Annotated in this window: 17 protein-coding genes; 12 read left to right on the top strand and 5 right to left on the bottom strand. The window is 32.7% G+C overall.

The features are described 5' to 3' along the window. Positions 1 to 128 precede the first annotated feature (128 nt). Positions 129 to 557, top strand: coding sequence for an Rrf2 family transcriptional regulator (locus CN925_RS07130; RefSeq protein ID WP_098845564.1), 429 nt, complete (start codon positions 129 to 131; stop codon positions 555 to 557). Positions 558 to 704: 147 nt separating this feature from the next. Further along, a complete protein-coding gene (locus CN925_RS07135) occupies positions 705 to 1,346 on the top strand; it encodes an NAD(P)-dependent oxidoreductase (RefSeq protein WP_098845565.1) in 642 nt (213 codons plus the stop codon). 89 nt (positions 1,347 to 1,435) lie between these two features. Here CN925_RS07135 and CN925_RS07140 read toward each other — a convergent pair whose 3' ends face one another. The 3 genes from CN925_RS07140 to CN925_RS07150 are packed head-to-tail and all read right to left on the bottom strand — an operon-like array spanning position 1,436 to position 2,810. Continuing rightward, a complete protein-coding gene (locus tag CN925_RS07140; RefSeq protein ID WP_098845566.1) occupies positions 1,436 to 2,068 on the bottom strand; it encodes a hypothetical protein in 633 nt (210 codons plus the stop codon). 11 nt (positions 2,069 to 2,079) lie between these two features. Then, complete coding sequence (locus CN925_RS07145; RefSeq protein WP_098845567.1) at positions 2,080 to 2,484, bottom strand: permease prefix domain 1-containing protein; 405 nt, start codon at positions 2,482 to 2,484, stop codon at positions 2,080 to 2,082. After that, entirely contained in the window at positions 2,484 to 2,810 is a 327-nt protein-coding gene (locus CN925_RS07150) for a PadR family transcriptional regulator (RefSeq protein WP_098845568.1), read from the bottom strand. The genes CN925_RS07145 and CN925_RS07150 overlap by 1 nt, the downstream gene beginning before the upstream one ends. Before the next feature lie 236 nt (positions 2,811 to 3,046). On the opposite strand from CN925_RS07150, the gene CN925_RS07155 reads away from it, so the two are divergent. The 3 genes from CN925_RS07155 to CN925_RS07165 all read left to right on the top strand — a co-directional run bounded on the left by CN925_RS07155 (position 3,047) and on the right by CN925_RS07165 (position 6,226). Further along, complete coding sequence (locus tag CN925_RS07155) at positions 3,047 to 4,351, top strand: FAD-dependent oxidoreductase (protein ID WP_098845569.1); 1,305 nt, start codon at positions 3,047 to 3,049, stop codon at positions 4,349 to 4,351. A 20-nt stretch (positions 4,352 to 4,371) separates the two neighbouring features. Then, a complete protein-coding gene (gene sigJ / locus CN925_RS07160; RefSeq protein ID WP_098845570.1) occupies positions 4,372 to 5,256 on the top strand; it encodes an RNA polymerase sigma factor SigJ in 885 nt (294 codons plus the stop codon). A gap of 181 nt (positions 5,257 to 5,437) precedes the next feature. Next, complete coding sequence (locus CN925_RS07165; protein WP_098845571.1) at positions 5,438 to 6,226, top strand: EcsC family protein; 789 nt, start codon at positions 5,438 to 5,440, stop codon at positions 6,224 to 6,226. A gap of 66 nt (positions 6,227 to 6,292) precedes the next feature. Here CN925_RS07165 and CN925_RS07170 read toward each other — a convergent pair whose 3' ends face one another. Both CN925_RS07170 and CN925_RS07175 read right to left on the bottom strand, forming a co-directional pair. Further along, on the bottom strand, positions 6,293 to 6,949 hold the full coding sequence (locus CN925_RS07170; RefSeq protein ID WP_098845572.1) for a glycosyltransferase: 657 nt from the start codon (positions 6,947 to 6,949) through the stop codon (positions 6,293 to 6,295). A 148-nt stretch (positions 6,950 to 7,097) separates the two neighbouring features. After that, the gene (locus tag CN925_RS07175; RefSeq protein ID WP_098845573.1) at positions 7,098 to 7,808 is read right to left on the bottom strand and encodes a polysaccharide deacetylase family protein; all 711 of its coding nucleotides are present in this window, start codon (positions 7,806 to 7,808) and stop codon (positions 7,098 to 7,100) included. 291 nt (positions 7,809 to 8,099) lie between these two features. On the opposite strand from CN925_RS07175, the gene CN925_RS07180 reads away from it, so the two are divergent. The 7 genes from CN925_RS07180 (at position 8,100) to CN925_RS07210 (ending at position 11,918) form a co-directional block, all read left to right on the top strand. Beyond that, on the top strand, positions 8,100 to 8,543 hold the full coding sequence (locus tag CN925_RS07180; protein WP_098845574.1) for a MarR family winged helix-turn-helix transcriptional regulator: 444 nt from the start codon (positions 8,100 to 8,102) through the stop codon (positions 8,541 to 8,543). A gap of 20 nt (positions 8,544 to 8,563) precedes the next feature. After that, a complete protein-coding gene (locus CN925_RS07185; RefSeq protein ID WP_098845575.1) occupies positions 8,564 to 9,505 on the top strand; it encodes a ring-cleaving dioxygenase in 942 nt (313 codons plus the stop codon). Positions 9,506 to 9,507: 2 nt separating this feature from the next. Continuing rightward, positions 9,508 to 10,113 carry an alpha/beta hydrolase gene (locus CN925_RS07190; RefSeq protein WP_180232885.1) on the top strand — a complete coding sequence of 202 codons (606 nt, stop codon included), beginning with the start codon at positions 9,508 to 9,510 and terminating at the stop codon, positions 10,111 to 10,113. Positions 10,114 to 10,129: 16 nt separating this feature from the next. Further along, the gene (locus tag CN925_RS07195; protein WP_098845697.1) at positions 10,130 to 10,735 is read left to right on the top strand and encodes a flavin reductase family protein; all 606 of its coding nucleotides are present in this window, start codon (positions 10,130 to 10,132) and stop codon (positions 10,733 to 10,735) included. A 149-nt stretch (positions 10,736 to 10,884) separates the two neighbouring features. Further along, complete coding sequence (gene sigY, locus CN925_RS07200) at positions 10,885 to 11,424, top strand: RNA polymerase sigma factor SigY (protein WP_098845577.1); 540 nt, start codon at positions 10,885 to 10,887, stop codon at positions 11,422 to 11,424. Beyond that, positions 11,417 to 11,713, top strand: coding sequence for a DUF5345 family protein (locus CN925_RS07205; RefSeq protein ID WP_098845578.1), 297 nt, complete (start codon positions 11,417 to 11,419; stop codon positions 11,711 to 11,713). Before sigY ends, CN925_RS07205 begins: the two co-directional genes overlap by 8 nt. A 1-nt stretch (position 11,714) precedes the next feature. After that, complete coding sequence (locus tag CN925_RS07210) at positions 11,715 to 11,918, top strand: transcriptional regulator (RefSeq protein ID WP_098845579.1); 204 nt, start codon at positions 11,715 to 11,717, stop codon at positions 11,916 to 11,918. Positions 11,919 to 11,952: the final 34 nt, after the last annotated feature.

The raw sequence follows: 11,952 nt of genomic DNA on the forward strand, positions 1-11,952 counted from the left end.
GTGAGAAGGTATAGAATCGAACGGGTAGTTTTTTATTTATTATATCGATTATCAATTTGTGTAATATAATTCTTATTGACAATTAATAAAAGTTGTAACTATAATAGTTACATCGGAGGTTGAATCAAATGAAAATCAGTAGTCGTTTTACTGTTGCTGTTCATATTTTATCTTTGGTCACGATTGAGAATAGTTCACTTTGTACTTCTGAATGGATTGCAGGAAGTGTAAATACAAATCCGGTCGTAATTAGAAGAGTAATGGGAAAACTAAAGAATGCTGGCTTAATTCAAGTCCGTCGAGGAACCGGTGGAGCTACACTTCACAAGCCTTTAAATGAAATTACTCTTTTAGATGTTTATAGAGCGGTGGAAGTTGTAGAAGAAGGAGAACTTTTTCAATTTCATGAGAAACCGAATCCGAATTGTCCAGTCGGCGCAAATATTCAGGCAGTGCTGGAACTGATCTTAAATCGAGCACAAGAAGCTATGGAAAAAATACTGGATGAAGTCACTATGGAAGAATTAGTAACAGTATTAAGCAAAAAAATTGGATAATATCATTCAATTTTTTTTATCACAGATGTAACTATTATTGTTACATCTATATATCATATTTTTTTAAGTGTGTTGTGACTATTTAAGTTACAACAAAGGGATCAAATTATCAAACAATTTATTAAACAATTTAGGAGGAAGAAAACGATGAAAATTGGTATTATTGGAGCAACAGGAAAAGCAGGAAATTTAATTTTAGGGGAAGCATTGGAAAGAGGGCATGAAGTAACAGCGATCGTAAGAAATGCTTCTAAATTAACAAATAAAGAAGTAACCGTAATGGAAAAGGATTTATTCGACTTAAATTCAACTGACTTAAAACAATTTGATGTTGTTGTAAATGCATTTAAAGCAGCTGAGGGTCAAGAGCATCTTTATATTGAAGCTGGAAATGTTTTAATCAATGCTTTAAAAGGTGTTAAAGATACTAGATTAATAGTAGTTGGTGGAGCAGGAAGCTTGTATGTTGATGAAGAAAAAACGACTCAATTAGTTGACACTCCTCAATTTCCAAAAGAATATTTTGCCACTGCATCAAATATGGCAAAAGGTCTTCAAGACTTGCAAAAAGTAACTGATGTGAAGTGGACGTTTATTAGTCCGGCTGCATTTTTTGATCCAAACGGAAAGCGAACTGGCTCATATCAAAAAGGAAAAGACAATTTTATTGTTAATAAAAAAGGGGATAGCTATGTAAGTTATGCTGACTATGCCATTGCATTGTTAGATGAGATTGAAAATCCACAACATATTAATGAACGATTTACATTGGTTTCTGAAGCTGAATAAGAAAAATGATGCGATTCTTTATGAGAATCGCTTTTCTTATTTATAGAAATAAAAATGGACTCCATAAGTATAGGTCCAACGATTATTACCTAAATTTGTTTCTTTTTATAACTATAAAAATACATACTTAGAGGCCACCAAATAACTGCAAAAATTGGATAGACAGCCCAAATTGTTTCTGGAGATGAGATGATATTTACAATAATAAAGAAAATACTGATTAATATGCTAGCTGTAAACGAAAATGATACAAACGATTGTCTTTTCGCATGATAAATAGATAATGGCCACCAAATGATTGCAAACGCTGGATAAATGACCCAAGGATAATTTGGAGATACGATAAAATTTATAAACGCATAGTATGCGATTGTAATGAAACTGCCAAGAAGAGCAATCGGTAATGTTCTAGCTTTTTTACCTAAATGTATAAGAATTGGCCAACTAATAATAGGAAAGAGTGCATAGAAAAACCAAAGATAATCAGGCATGTGAATTAAGTTTTCCGTTAACAAGAAAGCAAGAAGTACGATACTACTTAAGACTGAGAATTGCTTCATCGATCTTTTTCCAATGAAATATAAACTAATTGGCCAAAATAAAATGAGAAAACAAGGGTAAATGAACCAAATCGAGCTAGGAGTTGTAATAAAATTAACTAGCATGAAAAAGACCATCGTCATAATACAGCCTGCAGTTGCAAAACCGATATAATTTTTCACTTTTCTTCACCTCACTTTTTACGTTGCCAGTAGAAATACATTGAAAGAGGCCACCATAATAGGCCAAACGTAGGGTATACAAACCATATAGTCTCTGGAGTGTAGTAAAAATTAATAAATAAGAATAAAGCGATTAGTAAGCCACTTCCCCATATTGAATAGGATAAATTTAGTTTTGCAAAATTTGCTTTTTTGCTATCTGTTTTTTTAACACCAAGTTCTCTCTTTAATTCCTCAATGTCACCAAACTCTACAATCGCTTTGTTTACAGCATCTTCTTCTTCCTTACCATTTTCCATTAAAAACATGACTTTTTCTTCTAAGTTTTGAATAATCTCTTGTTTAACGATTTCTGATTGTTCAGTTTTAGGAACATCTTTAAATAGTTCTTCAATATGATTTCTTATTTTTTTCATTATTTCTCCTCCATGAATAGATTAATAATTTCTTTTACTTCTTGCCATTCTTTTACTAATTCACTTAAATATGCTTTACCTAATGAAGTGATTTTGTAATATTTTCTTTTTCCACCGTGTGTAATATCACCAAAATAAGCTTCCACTAATTCCTTTTTTTCTAAGCGCTGGAATACAGCGTATAATGTTGCTTCTTTTATTTGAAACCGATTGTCTGTCCGTAATCCAATTTCTTGAGAAATTTCATATCCATAGCGATCTTTCTCAGAAATGAGTTTTAATATAATTGAGTCAAGATGTCCACGAATGATGTCGCTTCTAACCATAATCCACCTATTCACCTTCTATAACATTATTCTATCTGATAGAGTAATGTTAACAATAATTACTCTATCTGTCAAAGTAATTTTATGTGATTTTGTTTATGACTATTCGAGTGAAGTGAATAAGCCCTTCCAAAGTTTAAAAAAATTTTTTCCTCGTCCCTGCTTTACTATATGTCACATTTTTTGTATTTCATTCGTCTTAATTAGTGAAGAAAAAGAAAGGGAGAGATCAAATTATGAAATTTAATCAAATAAATGGTTATCAGAAGTGGGATGTTACTGTATTAGGTGGTGGCATTGCTGGATTAACTGCATCAATTTACTTAGCTCAAGCAGGTAAAAAAGTACTTCTAATAGATAAGGCATCTAAATTAGGCGGAAGAGGAATCTCTAATTCAATTGGCGATGCACATTTAAATCTTGGAGCCCACGCATTATATACAAACTGTATCGAAATATTAAATGAAGTAGGTGTTACTGTTTCAGGCAGTGTTCCAAAATTGAGTGGTGCATTTATTTTTGGAAATCAATCTAATCAAATGAAAATAATCGATGCATTTAATTTATTTTTAGGTAATCATTTAAAATGGAAAGAAAAAATGGAATTTATTCGATTTTACCGACATATTCGTAAAATGGATTTAGAGGAAATCAATCATATTAGTTTAGAAGAATATTTAAATAGAAAAATAACAAGTTATCGTGTAAAGAATTTAATTTTAACTTTTATACGTGTAGCTACTTTTACAAGTAATTCTGAATTGATCAGTGCAGGGGTGGCAATTGGTCAGCTTCGTAGTGCGAAAGTCATCTATATAAACGGAGGATGGCAATCAATTGTTAATGACCTAACTAAAAAGGCTAGTCAACTTGGTGTTACGATTCAAAATAGTACAGTAGTTTCCAAAATTACTGGCTCTTTTCCAAATATAAATCTTATTTTGAAGAATGATACTACGATTAACACTAGCTGTTTGTTATCGACAATTAATCCAATTGATTTAGTTAAGTTAATAGATGGGCCAATCGCAGATTCGTTTTCACAAAAATGTAATCAAATGATACCAGTAAAAGCTGCATGTCTTGATCTTGTAATGAATGGTTTACCAAATCCCAAACTAAACTTTGCTTTAGGTGTTGATCAACCTTGGTATTTTTCAAATCATTCATCGGTAGCTAAATTATCGAATAAAGAAGGCGAAATTGTAGTTCATCTAATGAAATATTTGAACTCGGTCAACGAAACAGATTCATCAAAAGACGAGGAAGAATTAGAAGGTGTACTTGATTTACTGCAACCAGGTTGGAGGGACTATGTCATTTCTCGACGCTATTTACCAAAGCTTATTGTTTCCAACGACATAAAAAAACCATTTCATAAATTAGACAACAATGTAACAAATAATGAATTTGGCTCAGAAGGCATTTATGTTGCAGGTGACTGGGTAGGGGAGAAAGAGCTTCTATTAAATGCATCACTAACGAGTGTTAAAAATGCTACTAAACTAATAAATGAGAAGCTAGAACTTCAACTAATCTAAAATAGAGGAGAAGATACTTTATGGAAGTAGATGATCTATATTCTCAATATAAACCACTTTTATTTTCAATAGGGTATAGTATGCTAGGAACGGTTGAGGATTCGGAGGATTTGGTACAGGATACTTTTCTCACAGTTCAAAAGATGAATCAGTCACTTACAAAAGAAGAGCCGAATAATATAAAAGCATTCTTATGTAAAATTATGACAAACCGTTGCTTGGATTTATTAAAATCCTCAAAATATAAACGCGAGGTATATATAGGACCGTGGCTTCCTGAACCGATTATTCAAAACTTACCAGAAGATTTACATGATGATCCGATTGAAAAGATGATTTTAGATGAAACGATAACTTACGCATTTTTAGTTTTACTTGAACAGTTAAATCCAACCGAAAGAGCAGTATTTGTATTGCGTGAAGCTTTTTTGTTTGATTTTCGTACTATCGCAAATATTTTAAATAAATCAGAATTGAATTGCCGTAAAATATTCAGTAGACTTCAACGCAAAGTCCAAAGCAAGGGAGTAGTTGAAAAACGAAATCTAAACCAAGAGCTAGCCATTGCAAAACGATTTATTGAAGCTACCGAAACAGGTAATTTAGATATGCTAATATCACTTTTAACGGAAGATATCGTCCTAATTACAGACGCCGGTGGCAAAACGAAAGCTGCTCTTCGCCCAATCAATCAACAGAAAAATGTTATTGCATTCCTTTTTGGGGTAAGGAAGAAAATTAACTCGTCATCCCAAATCGAAATAGCCTTAATTAATAATCAAATTGGTTTAATTGCTAAAAGTGAAGGCGAGGAGCCGACCATCATTTGTTTTGAAATAGAAGGAGAGTGTTATCGAAGTATTTATATGCTTCGAAATCCTGAAAAAATAAGATTTTTAGGTTGATAGGAATTATTAGAACAGGGTGTCCCGCTATGGGATTCCTTGTTTTTATTAAGTGTGAATAAGTGATTTAGCAACTCATATGGTGTGCAAAGTAGGAATAAAAGAAAATTGGTTTTTTTCAAGAAAAGCTTTATAGTTTTAGTAGTTACTATGTTCAGATTAAAAATTATAGGAGTGTTTAATGGAAACGAAAGAGTATCTAATCACGCAGCTTAATGAAATTGAAAAATGGGAAAAAGATCAAAAAAGCGTATTTTTTTGGGAGAAAATCGGAAGAATTCCATTTATGATTTTGGATAAAATTACACCTAAGTTCATTCACGATAAGATTGGTGTTATTTTAGATGAACTATCTAAGTATGTGAATGCTGGTGGTCAATATTTAGTTAGTGTTCCGACCACTCTTTCTAGGATGAGTAAGGAACTTTCTATTAAAGAATTAACCGAAGTGGAAATGGTCAATCAACTTAGTCTTGAACAAATGGATCTTGTTTCAAATAGTTTTTTTGCTAGTCGTAAACAATTTGCAAAGGTTCAAGGAGCAACGACCGGTATTGGTGGAATGTTTACGATTGCGATAGATATTCCAATTTTATTAGGACTGACATTAAAGACACTTCAAGAAATAGCGATTTCTTTTGGCTATGATCCAAATGATAAAATGGAAAGAGTTTTTATTATTAAATGCTTACAATTTACTTCAGCTGATATAGTTGGTAAAAAGGCGATATTAGAAGAGTTAACAAATATTGAAGGAAAAAAAGCCTTTTCGCAAATTGAAGGTTGGAGAGAAGTATTTTATACATATCGTGACAACTTAGGATGGAAGAAATTGTTTCAAATGATTCCAATTGCAGGTCTAATATTTGGTGCATATGTAAATAAACAAGCAATTGAGGATGTTGGCGAGGCTGGTAGAATGCTTTATAAAAAAAGACGAATCATGGAAAGATTGAATGATTTAGAATAAGCAGAAAAAAGATGAATTTAGTTTAGCGCTAAATTCATCTTTTTTGTTAATTAATCAAACGTTTGTTTAAGATTTAAATTTATTTGGGAATTGCTTAATAATGCCTGAAGAAATTGTATCTGCTATAGGTAGTATATGTTGAAGTCCTGCATCAAATGCTTTTACATTCCCGTCCCAGTCCTTTTTTATTCTAGTTACTACTTCATTTGTTACCATTTTTAAATGTGTATAAAGTAAGTCTTTTAATTCTTGATTTGTCCAATTTGGATTTGCTTTACTTAAGAATGCAGCAATATCATCAGCATTTTTAAACCAAGTGTCGTTCAAATTTTTTAAAGTTGCCATGTCACCTGATTTTGCAGCATCAACAATTTTACCAGCGATCACTATGTGGGTGGTTAGTAATTTAGCAAGCTGGTCTCCAACGGCAGCACCATAATAAGGTTTAATTGCATTCCCAGTATCTTGTTGATTTTTTAAGAGTCTTGCAAGTATTACATCCTTATCTGGCATTCCAGCTACGGAACTAACAATATACTTACTAGTCCATATTAAATGATCCATCCAAAGCTTTCTCATATCAGCTTTGAAATTGCATGCTGAGTTACTAATACATCTTCCTTGAGCCCGAGTATCTACTTGCTCGGCAGTGGATTTAATAGGGGATAAAATTAGGGCAAAACATAAAAATAGGGATGTGAATTTTAGTAATTGTTTCTTCATCTAGTTGCTCCTTTGAGATGTTTTCAAAATATACCAGTATTATTTTGGTTTTTTTTTCAAGTAATATTCGTGAAAGTGAGTATTCTAGAAAAAAAGTTTGGATTTACATGGCAACATCAAAAAAGATAAAAAGACAAGGAGCATAATGCTACTTGTCTTTTTTCAACTTCTGAAGCTCTTTTACTGTGACAAATTTATATCCGTCTTTCGATAATAAGTCCAATATTCCTTTAATGGTTTCTAATTCTTTGCCAGTTTTATCATACATCGGATGAATTAAAATAATTGAACCTGGTTTAATATTTTTCTTTACGTAGTTTATTTTATCTTCTGGATTTGTGTAAAAAGTATCTGGTTCCAAATTCCATGTAATCGTTTCGCGGTTATGTTTATGCATGTAATACGGTAATCCAAATAGTTTTTTACCGTATGGTGGTCGGAATTGAATCTCTCCTTTGTAACCCGCTTTTCGAATTAGTTTGTCTGTCTTTTCTATTTCATTTTTAATAAAGGAAGGAGATTTTAGCACCATTCTGTCGTGAGAATATGTATGGTTTCCGACCTGATGCCCCGCATTTACAATTTTTTTAGCTTCCTCAGGATTTTTCTTGATATCATTACCGATTAGAAAAAATGTAGCTTTTGTATTGTATTGATCTAAAAGTGGTAGAATGTCATCAACATTTTTTGTTGGCCCGTCATCAAATGTTAAAGCAACTACTTTTTGATTAGTGTGTACTTCGTTAGTTAATCCCCCAAAAAGCTGAAAAGATCTTGCATTCATTAGCTTGAACAAACCAAATAAGATAAGAAATAAAATTAGAATACTTGCACTTATTTTCAGTAGTCTTTTTTTCATTATTTTACCTGTCTTTCTAGATATTAAAGTTAAACATTATTATATCATCACTAAATAAAAAAAGTATAAAAGAAGGAAATGAAAGGGAATTTAAGAAGACGTAGTATGAAAAATGTTCCATCGTCGTAACAGGAGCCGCCAAAAAGAGAACATAATGGAGTTAAGAATCAACATATTTCTTTTTCGAGAGGCATTTTGAAAAAGGTTTTAAATTCGAAATAAAACAATCTACTTGTAAATTCATCAGTTTAGTATTAAACTGATAACAAGATCGATCAAAGAGGTGTAAAAATGTTAAGTAGTCATAATGAAGCTTCCGGAAATAAATCAAAAAATTTAGCAGTATTACTTTGGTTTCGATTAGCTCGTTTTTATCTTAAAAATGTTAGAGAATCAAATAATCAATTGAAAAAATGGGGACTGACGACTGCACAATTTGATGTAATAGTTCATGTGGGTAGAAATAAGCGTCTTACACAGCAAGAATTAGCTGATAAATTAGTTGTTACAAAAGGCAATGTGACTCATCTATTAAAGAAAATGGAAGAGCTGCATTGGATTAAAAGAGAAGTAGAATGGAAAAACAAATATCTCTCTTTAACAGAGATTGGTCAAAAAATGTATGAAGAAATCGTTCCTACTCAAGAAGAGTTTCAACAAGCTCAATTCAGCAAATTAACCGAAGAAGAGCAATTACATTTACTGACTTTATTAAGAAAATTAAATAAAAAATAAAAAAAGATGGAGGTAAGTTTATGGAAAAAATGAAAGGTGTACACCATATCACTGCAATAGTTGGTGATCCTCAAGAAAATATGGATTTCTACGCTGGGATTTTAGGCTTACGCTTTGTGAAAAAAACAATTAATTTTGATGATCCAGGTACGTATCACTTTTATTTTGGAGACGAAACTGCAAAACCAGGTACGATTATGACTTTTTTCCCTTGGCCAAATGCCTATAGAGGAAAAATAGGAAGCGGGCAAGTAGGGATCACAACATTCTTAATTCCTACTAACTCAATGGAATTTTGGGAAAACCGATTAGCATCATTTAATATTCATACAAAAAAAGTAAGTCGATTTGGAGAAACATTTCTTCAATTTGAAGACTTTCATGGCTTACAGCTTGAATTAGTAGAAAGAGAAGCTGGCGATGAAAATAATTGGGAATTTAATGGTGTTACAAAGGATGTAGCTATTAAAGGTTTTGGTGGTGCAGTTTTATATTCAGGAGCACCTAATAAAACAGCTGAACTGTTGGAAAACGTAATGGAATTAGATTGCATAGGTCAAGAGGGGAATTATTTACGTTTTAAAGCTGCAGGTGATATCGGAAATATTATCGATATTGAATTAGCGGCAGTAGGTAGAGGTGTTATGGGTGTAGGAACTGTCCATCATATTGCTTGGAGGGCGAGTAATGATGAAGAACATGTAAAATGGCAAGAAAAGTTATATGACAATCACTATGGAGTTACTGAAGTAAAAGATCGAAATTATTTTAATGCAATTTATTTTCGTGAAAATGGTGGGCTTTTATTTGAAATTGCTACGGATTTACCAGGGTTTATGATTGATGAGGACATAGAACACTTGGGTGAACAGCTAATGCTACCAAAGTGGCAGGAACCAAATCGAGAAATAATAGAAAATCACTTGCAACCAATTATTGTTAGAGAAGTGAAAGGAGAATGACGATGAAGCACGTATTTAATAAAGGGAGCAATCCATCAAAGCCAACATTCGTATTATTACATGGTACAGGTGGGAATGAACTTGATCTATTACCAATTGCAGGGATGATCGATGATGAAGCATCGGTTTTATCAGTAAGAGGGAATGTAAGTGAAAATGGAATGCCACGTTTTTTTAAGCGATTAGCTGAAGGTGTATTTGATATGGAAGATTTAGTTTTCCGTACAAAAGAATTAAAAGAGTTTATTGAGTCGGCGTCCGTAGAACATGGATTCGATCCAAACAATCTGATTGCAATTGGATATTCAAACGGTGCAAACATTGCTGGTAGTCTACTGTTCCATTATGAAAATGTATTTAAAGGTGCTATGCTATTGCACCCAATGGTACCGATTCGTGATGTAGAATTGCCAAATATGAAAGATGTGTCGGTTTTCATTGGGGCGGGCATAAATGATCCGATTTGTTTACCGCAAGAAACAGAAGAATTAGCATCAATGTTAGATGGTGCCGGTGCAAAAGTCGTTATACATTGGGAAAACATGGGGCATAGCTTAACTAGATCGGAAATTGAAGCGGCAGCGGAATGGTACAAAAATAACTTTTAAGGAGTATGCAATAATGATGAAATCTTTTTCTCCAACGGATTTAAGTGATCGTGATAATTATAAGTTCTTAATTGGTGGGATTATTCCAAGACCAATTGCTTTTGTTACAACGAAATCAAATGAGAATGTCTTAAATGGTGCACCATTTAGTTATTTCAACATCGTAACGTCTAATCCACCTATGATATCTGTATCTGTTCAGCGACAAAATGGTAAACAAAAAGATACAGCTAGAAATGCAATTGAGAAAAAAGAGTTCGTTGTCCATATTGTTGATGAATCAAATGTTGAAGCGATTAATAAAACAGCAGCTGCACTGTCACCTACAGAGAGCGAAGTTGAATTAGCAGGATTAACGCCAGTGAAAAGTGTGATGGTCTCAGTTCCAGGAGTGAAAGAGTCAAAAATTCGAATGGAATGTATTTTAGAACAGGCAATTCCATTAGGAAAAGATAATGAGGCTTGCGACTTACTAATAGGCAAAGTTGTTTATTTTCATATAGAAGATGACATTTATGAAAATGGCCGTATAGATGCTAATGGCTTGAAAGCAGTTAGTCGTTTAGCAGGGAATGACTATGCTAAAGTTGGGGAAATGTTTACGATTGATCGTCCTAAATAAGTTTAATAAGAGTGAAGGGTAAAGTAAAATTTATCCTTCACTTTTTTTTGAAAAAAACTAAAAGTAAAATGAACGAATTGCAGATCCTAATCGTATAACAAATGAAAACTAAATAAATATTGAATAAGTAAGCAAGGAAGGAGGAAGAGATGGCTGATTTAGATGAGATAGAAATTATAAAGAATGCACAGCAAGGTGACCAAGATGCATTTGCTAAACTTTTTCAAATCCATTATTCCTTTTTATATAAATACGTTTTAAAGATGACACTAAATCAACAAATTGCTGAAGACTTAGTACAGGATACAATGTTGAAAAGTTATGACAATATTAAGAAATACAACGGTCAATCCAAATTTTCAACTTGGTTAATGACAATCGCTACTAGACTTTATTTAGATCAACAAAGAAAGAAAAAGCGCGAATGGTTTTGGCAAAAAAATGAGTCTGAAAAGTTATCGCGCTCCTTAAATTGGCAACTAGCATATAAAGGGTTTGAGTGGAGAGATATTATGGAGGGTTTTGAAAAACTTAAATCAGAAGTGCGAGCGGCCATATTGTTAAAGCATTACTACGGCTATACGAATGAAGAAATTGGAAATATGATGGGGATTCGAGAGGGAACAGTTAAATCAAGAATACACAATGGAATGAAGGAATTGAGAAAGGAGTTACTGCAAGATGGATAAAGAAGAAATTGTTTCAGCGTTTAAGCAGCTTGATGAATTAACGAGTGTTAATGAACCTACAATCAGTGAGATTACAGAAAAAATTAAATTTCATCAAGAAAAAAAGAAAGCCATTTTTCTTAAAGAACTAATCGTATTCATCTGTGTAGCATGCAGTCTATTCATCGGGGCACTTCTTATGGCATTGGAGGCACCAGTAAGCATTGTTATTATTCAAGGGTTAGGCTTTATTGCATTACCAATTATACTTAAACGAGATAAAAAGAAAATTGAAGGTGAGTTGATCTAAAGTGGAGTGGACAACAGAAAATATTATCATATTAGTTTTAGTCTTTATTATTTTAATAACTCAAAGTATTACACTGTTTATAAACGCTAAAAAGAGAAATCGTTCAGCCTGGTTATGGGGGCTGTTAGGAATGATTCAGTTCCCTTGGCCTAGTGTTTTCTTTTACTTTTTAGTCGTTCGAAAAGATCGAAAAAAACTAAATTAAGAATTGTGTTGAAATACTAGACTAATTGGAACGG

It is taken from the genome of Bacillus sp. AFS055030 (genome assembly GCF_002574545.1).
GTDB lineage: Bacteria > Bacillota > Bacilli > Bacillales > Bacillaceae_G > Gottfriedia.

Coding starts and splice junctions, on each gene's coding strand:
- CN925_RS07130 (WP_098845564.1), top strand. CDS start 129: ATGAAAATCAGTAGTCGTTTTACTGTTGCTGTTCATATTTTATCTTTG.
- CN925_RS07135 (WP_098845565.1), top strand. CDS start 705: ATGAAAATTGGTATTATTGGAGCAACAGGAAAAGCAGGAAATTTAATT.
- CN925_RS07145 (WP_098845567.1), bottom strand. CDS start 2,484: ATGAAAAAAATAAGAAATCATATTGAAGAACTATTTAAAGATGTTCCT.
- CN925_RS07150 (WP_098845568.1), bottom strand. CDS start 2,810: ATGGTTAGAAGCGACATCATTCGTGGACATCTTGACTCAATTATATTA.
- CN925_RS07155 (WP_098845569.1), top strand. CDS start 3,047: ATGAAATTTAATCAAATAAATGGTTATCAGAAGTGGGATGTTACTGTA.
- sigJ (WP_098845570.1), top strand. CDS start 4,372: ATGGAAGTAGATGATCTATATTCTCAATATAAACCACTTTTATTTTCA.
- CN925_RS07165 (WP_098845571.1), top strand. CDS start 5,438: ATGGAAACGAAAGAGTATCTAATCACGCAGCTTAATGAAATTGAAAAA.
- CN925_RS07170 (WP_098845572.1), bottom strand. CDS start 6,949: ATGAAGAAACAATTACTAAAATTCACATCCCTATTTTTATGTTTTGCC.
- CN925_RS07175 (WP_098845573.1), bottom strand. CDS start 7,808: ATGAAAAAAAGACTACTGAAAATAAGTGCAAGTATTCTAATTTTATTT.
- CN925_RS07180 (WP_098845574.1), top strand. CDS start 8,100: ATGTTAAGTAGTCATAATGAAGCTTCCGGAAATAAATCAAAAAATTTA.
- CN925_RS07185 (WP_098845575.1), top strand. CDS start 8,564: ATGGAAAAAATGAAAGGTGTACACCATATCACTGCAATAGTTGGTGAT.
- CN925_RS07190 (WP_180232885.1), top strand. CDS start 9,508: ATGAAGCACGTATTTAATAAAGGGAGCAATCCATCAAAGCCAACATTC.
- CN925_RS07195 (WP_098845697.1), top strand. CDS start 10,130: ATGAAATCTTTTTCTCCAACGGATTTAAGTGATCGTGATAATTATAAG.
- sigY (WP_098845577.1), top strand. CDS start 10,885: ATGGCTGATTTAGATGAGATAGAAATTATAAAGAATGCACAGCAAGGT.
- CN925_RS07205 (WP_098845578.1), top strand. CDS start 11,417: ATGGATAAAGAAGAAATTGTTTCAGCGTTTAAGCAGCTTGATGAATTA.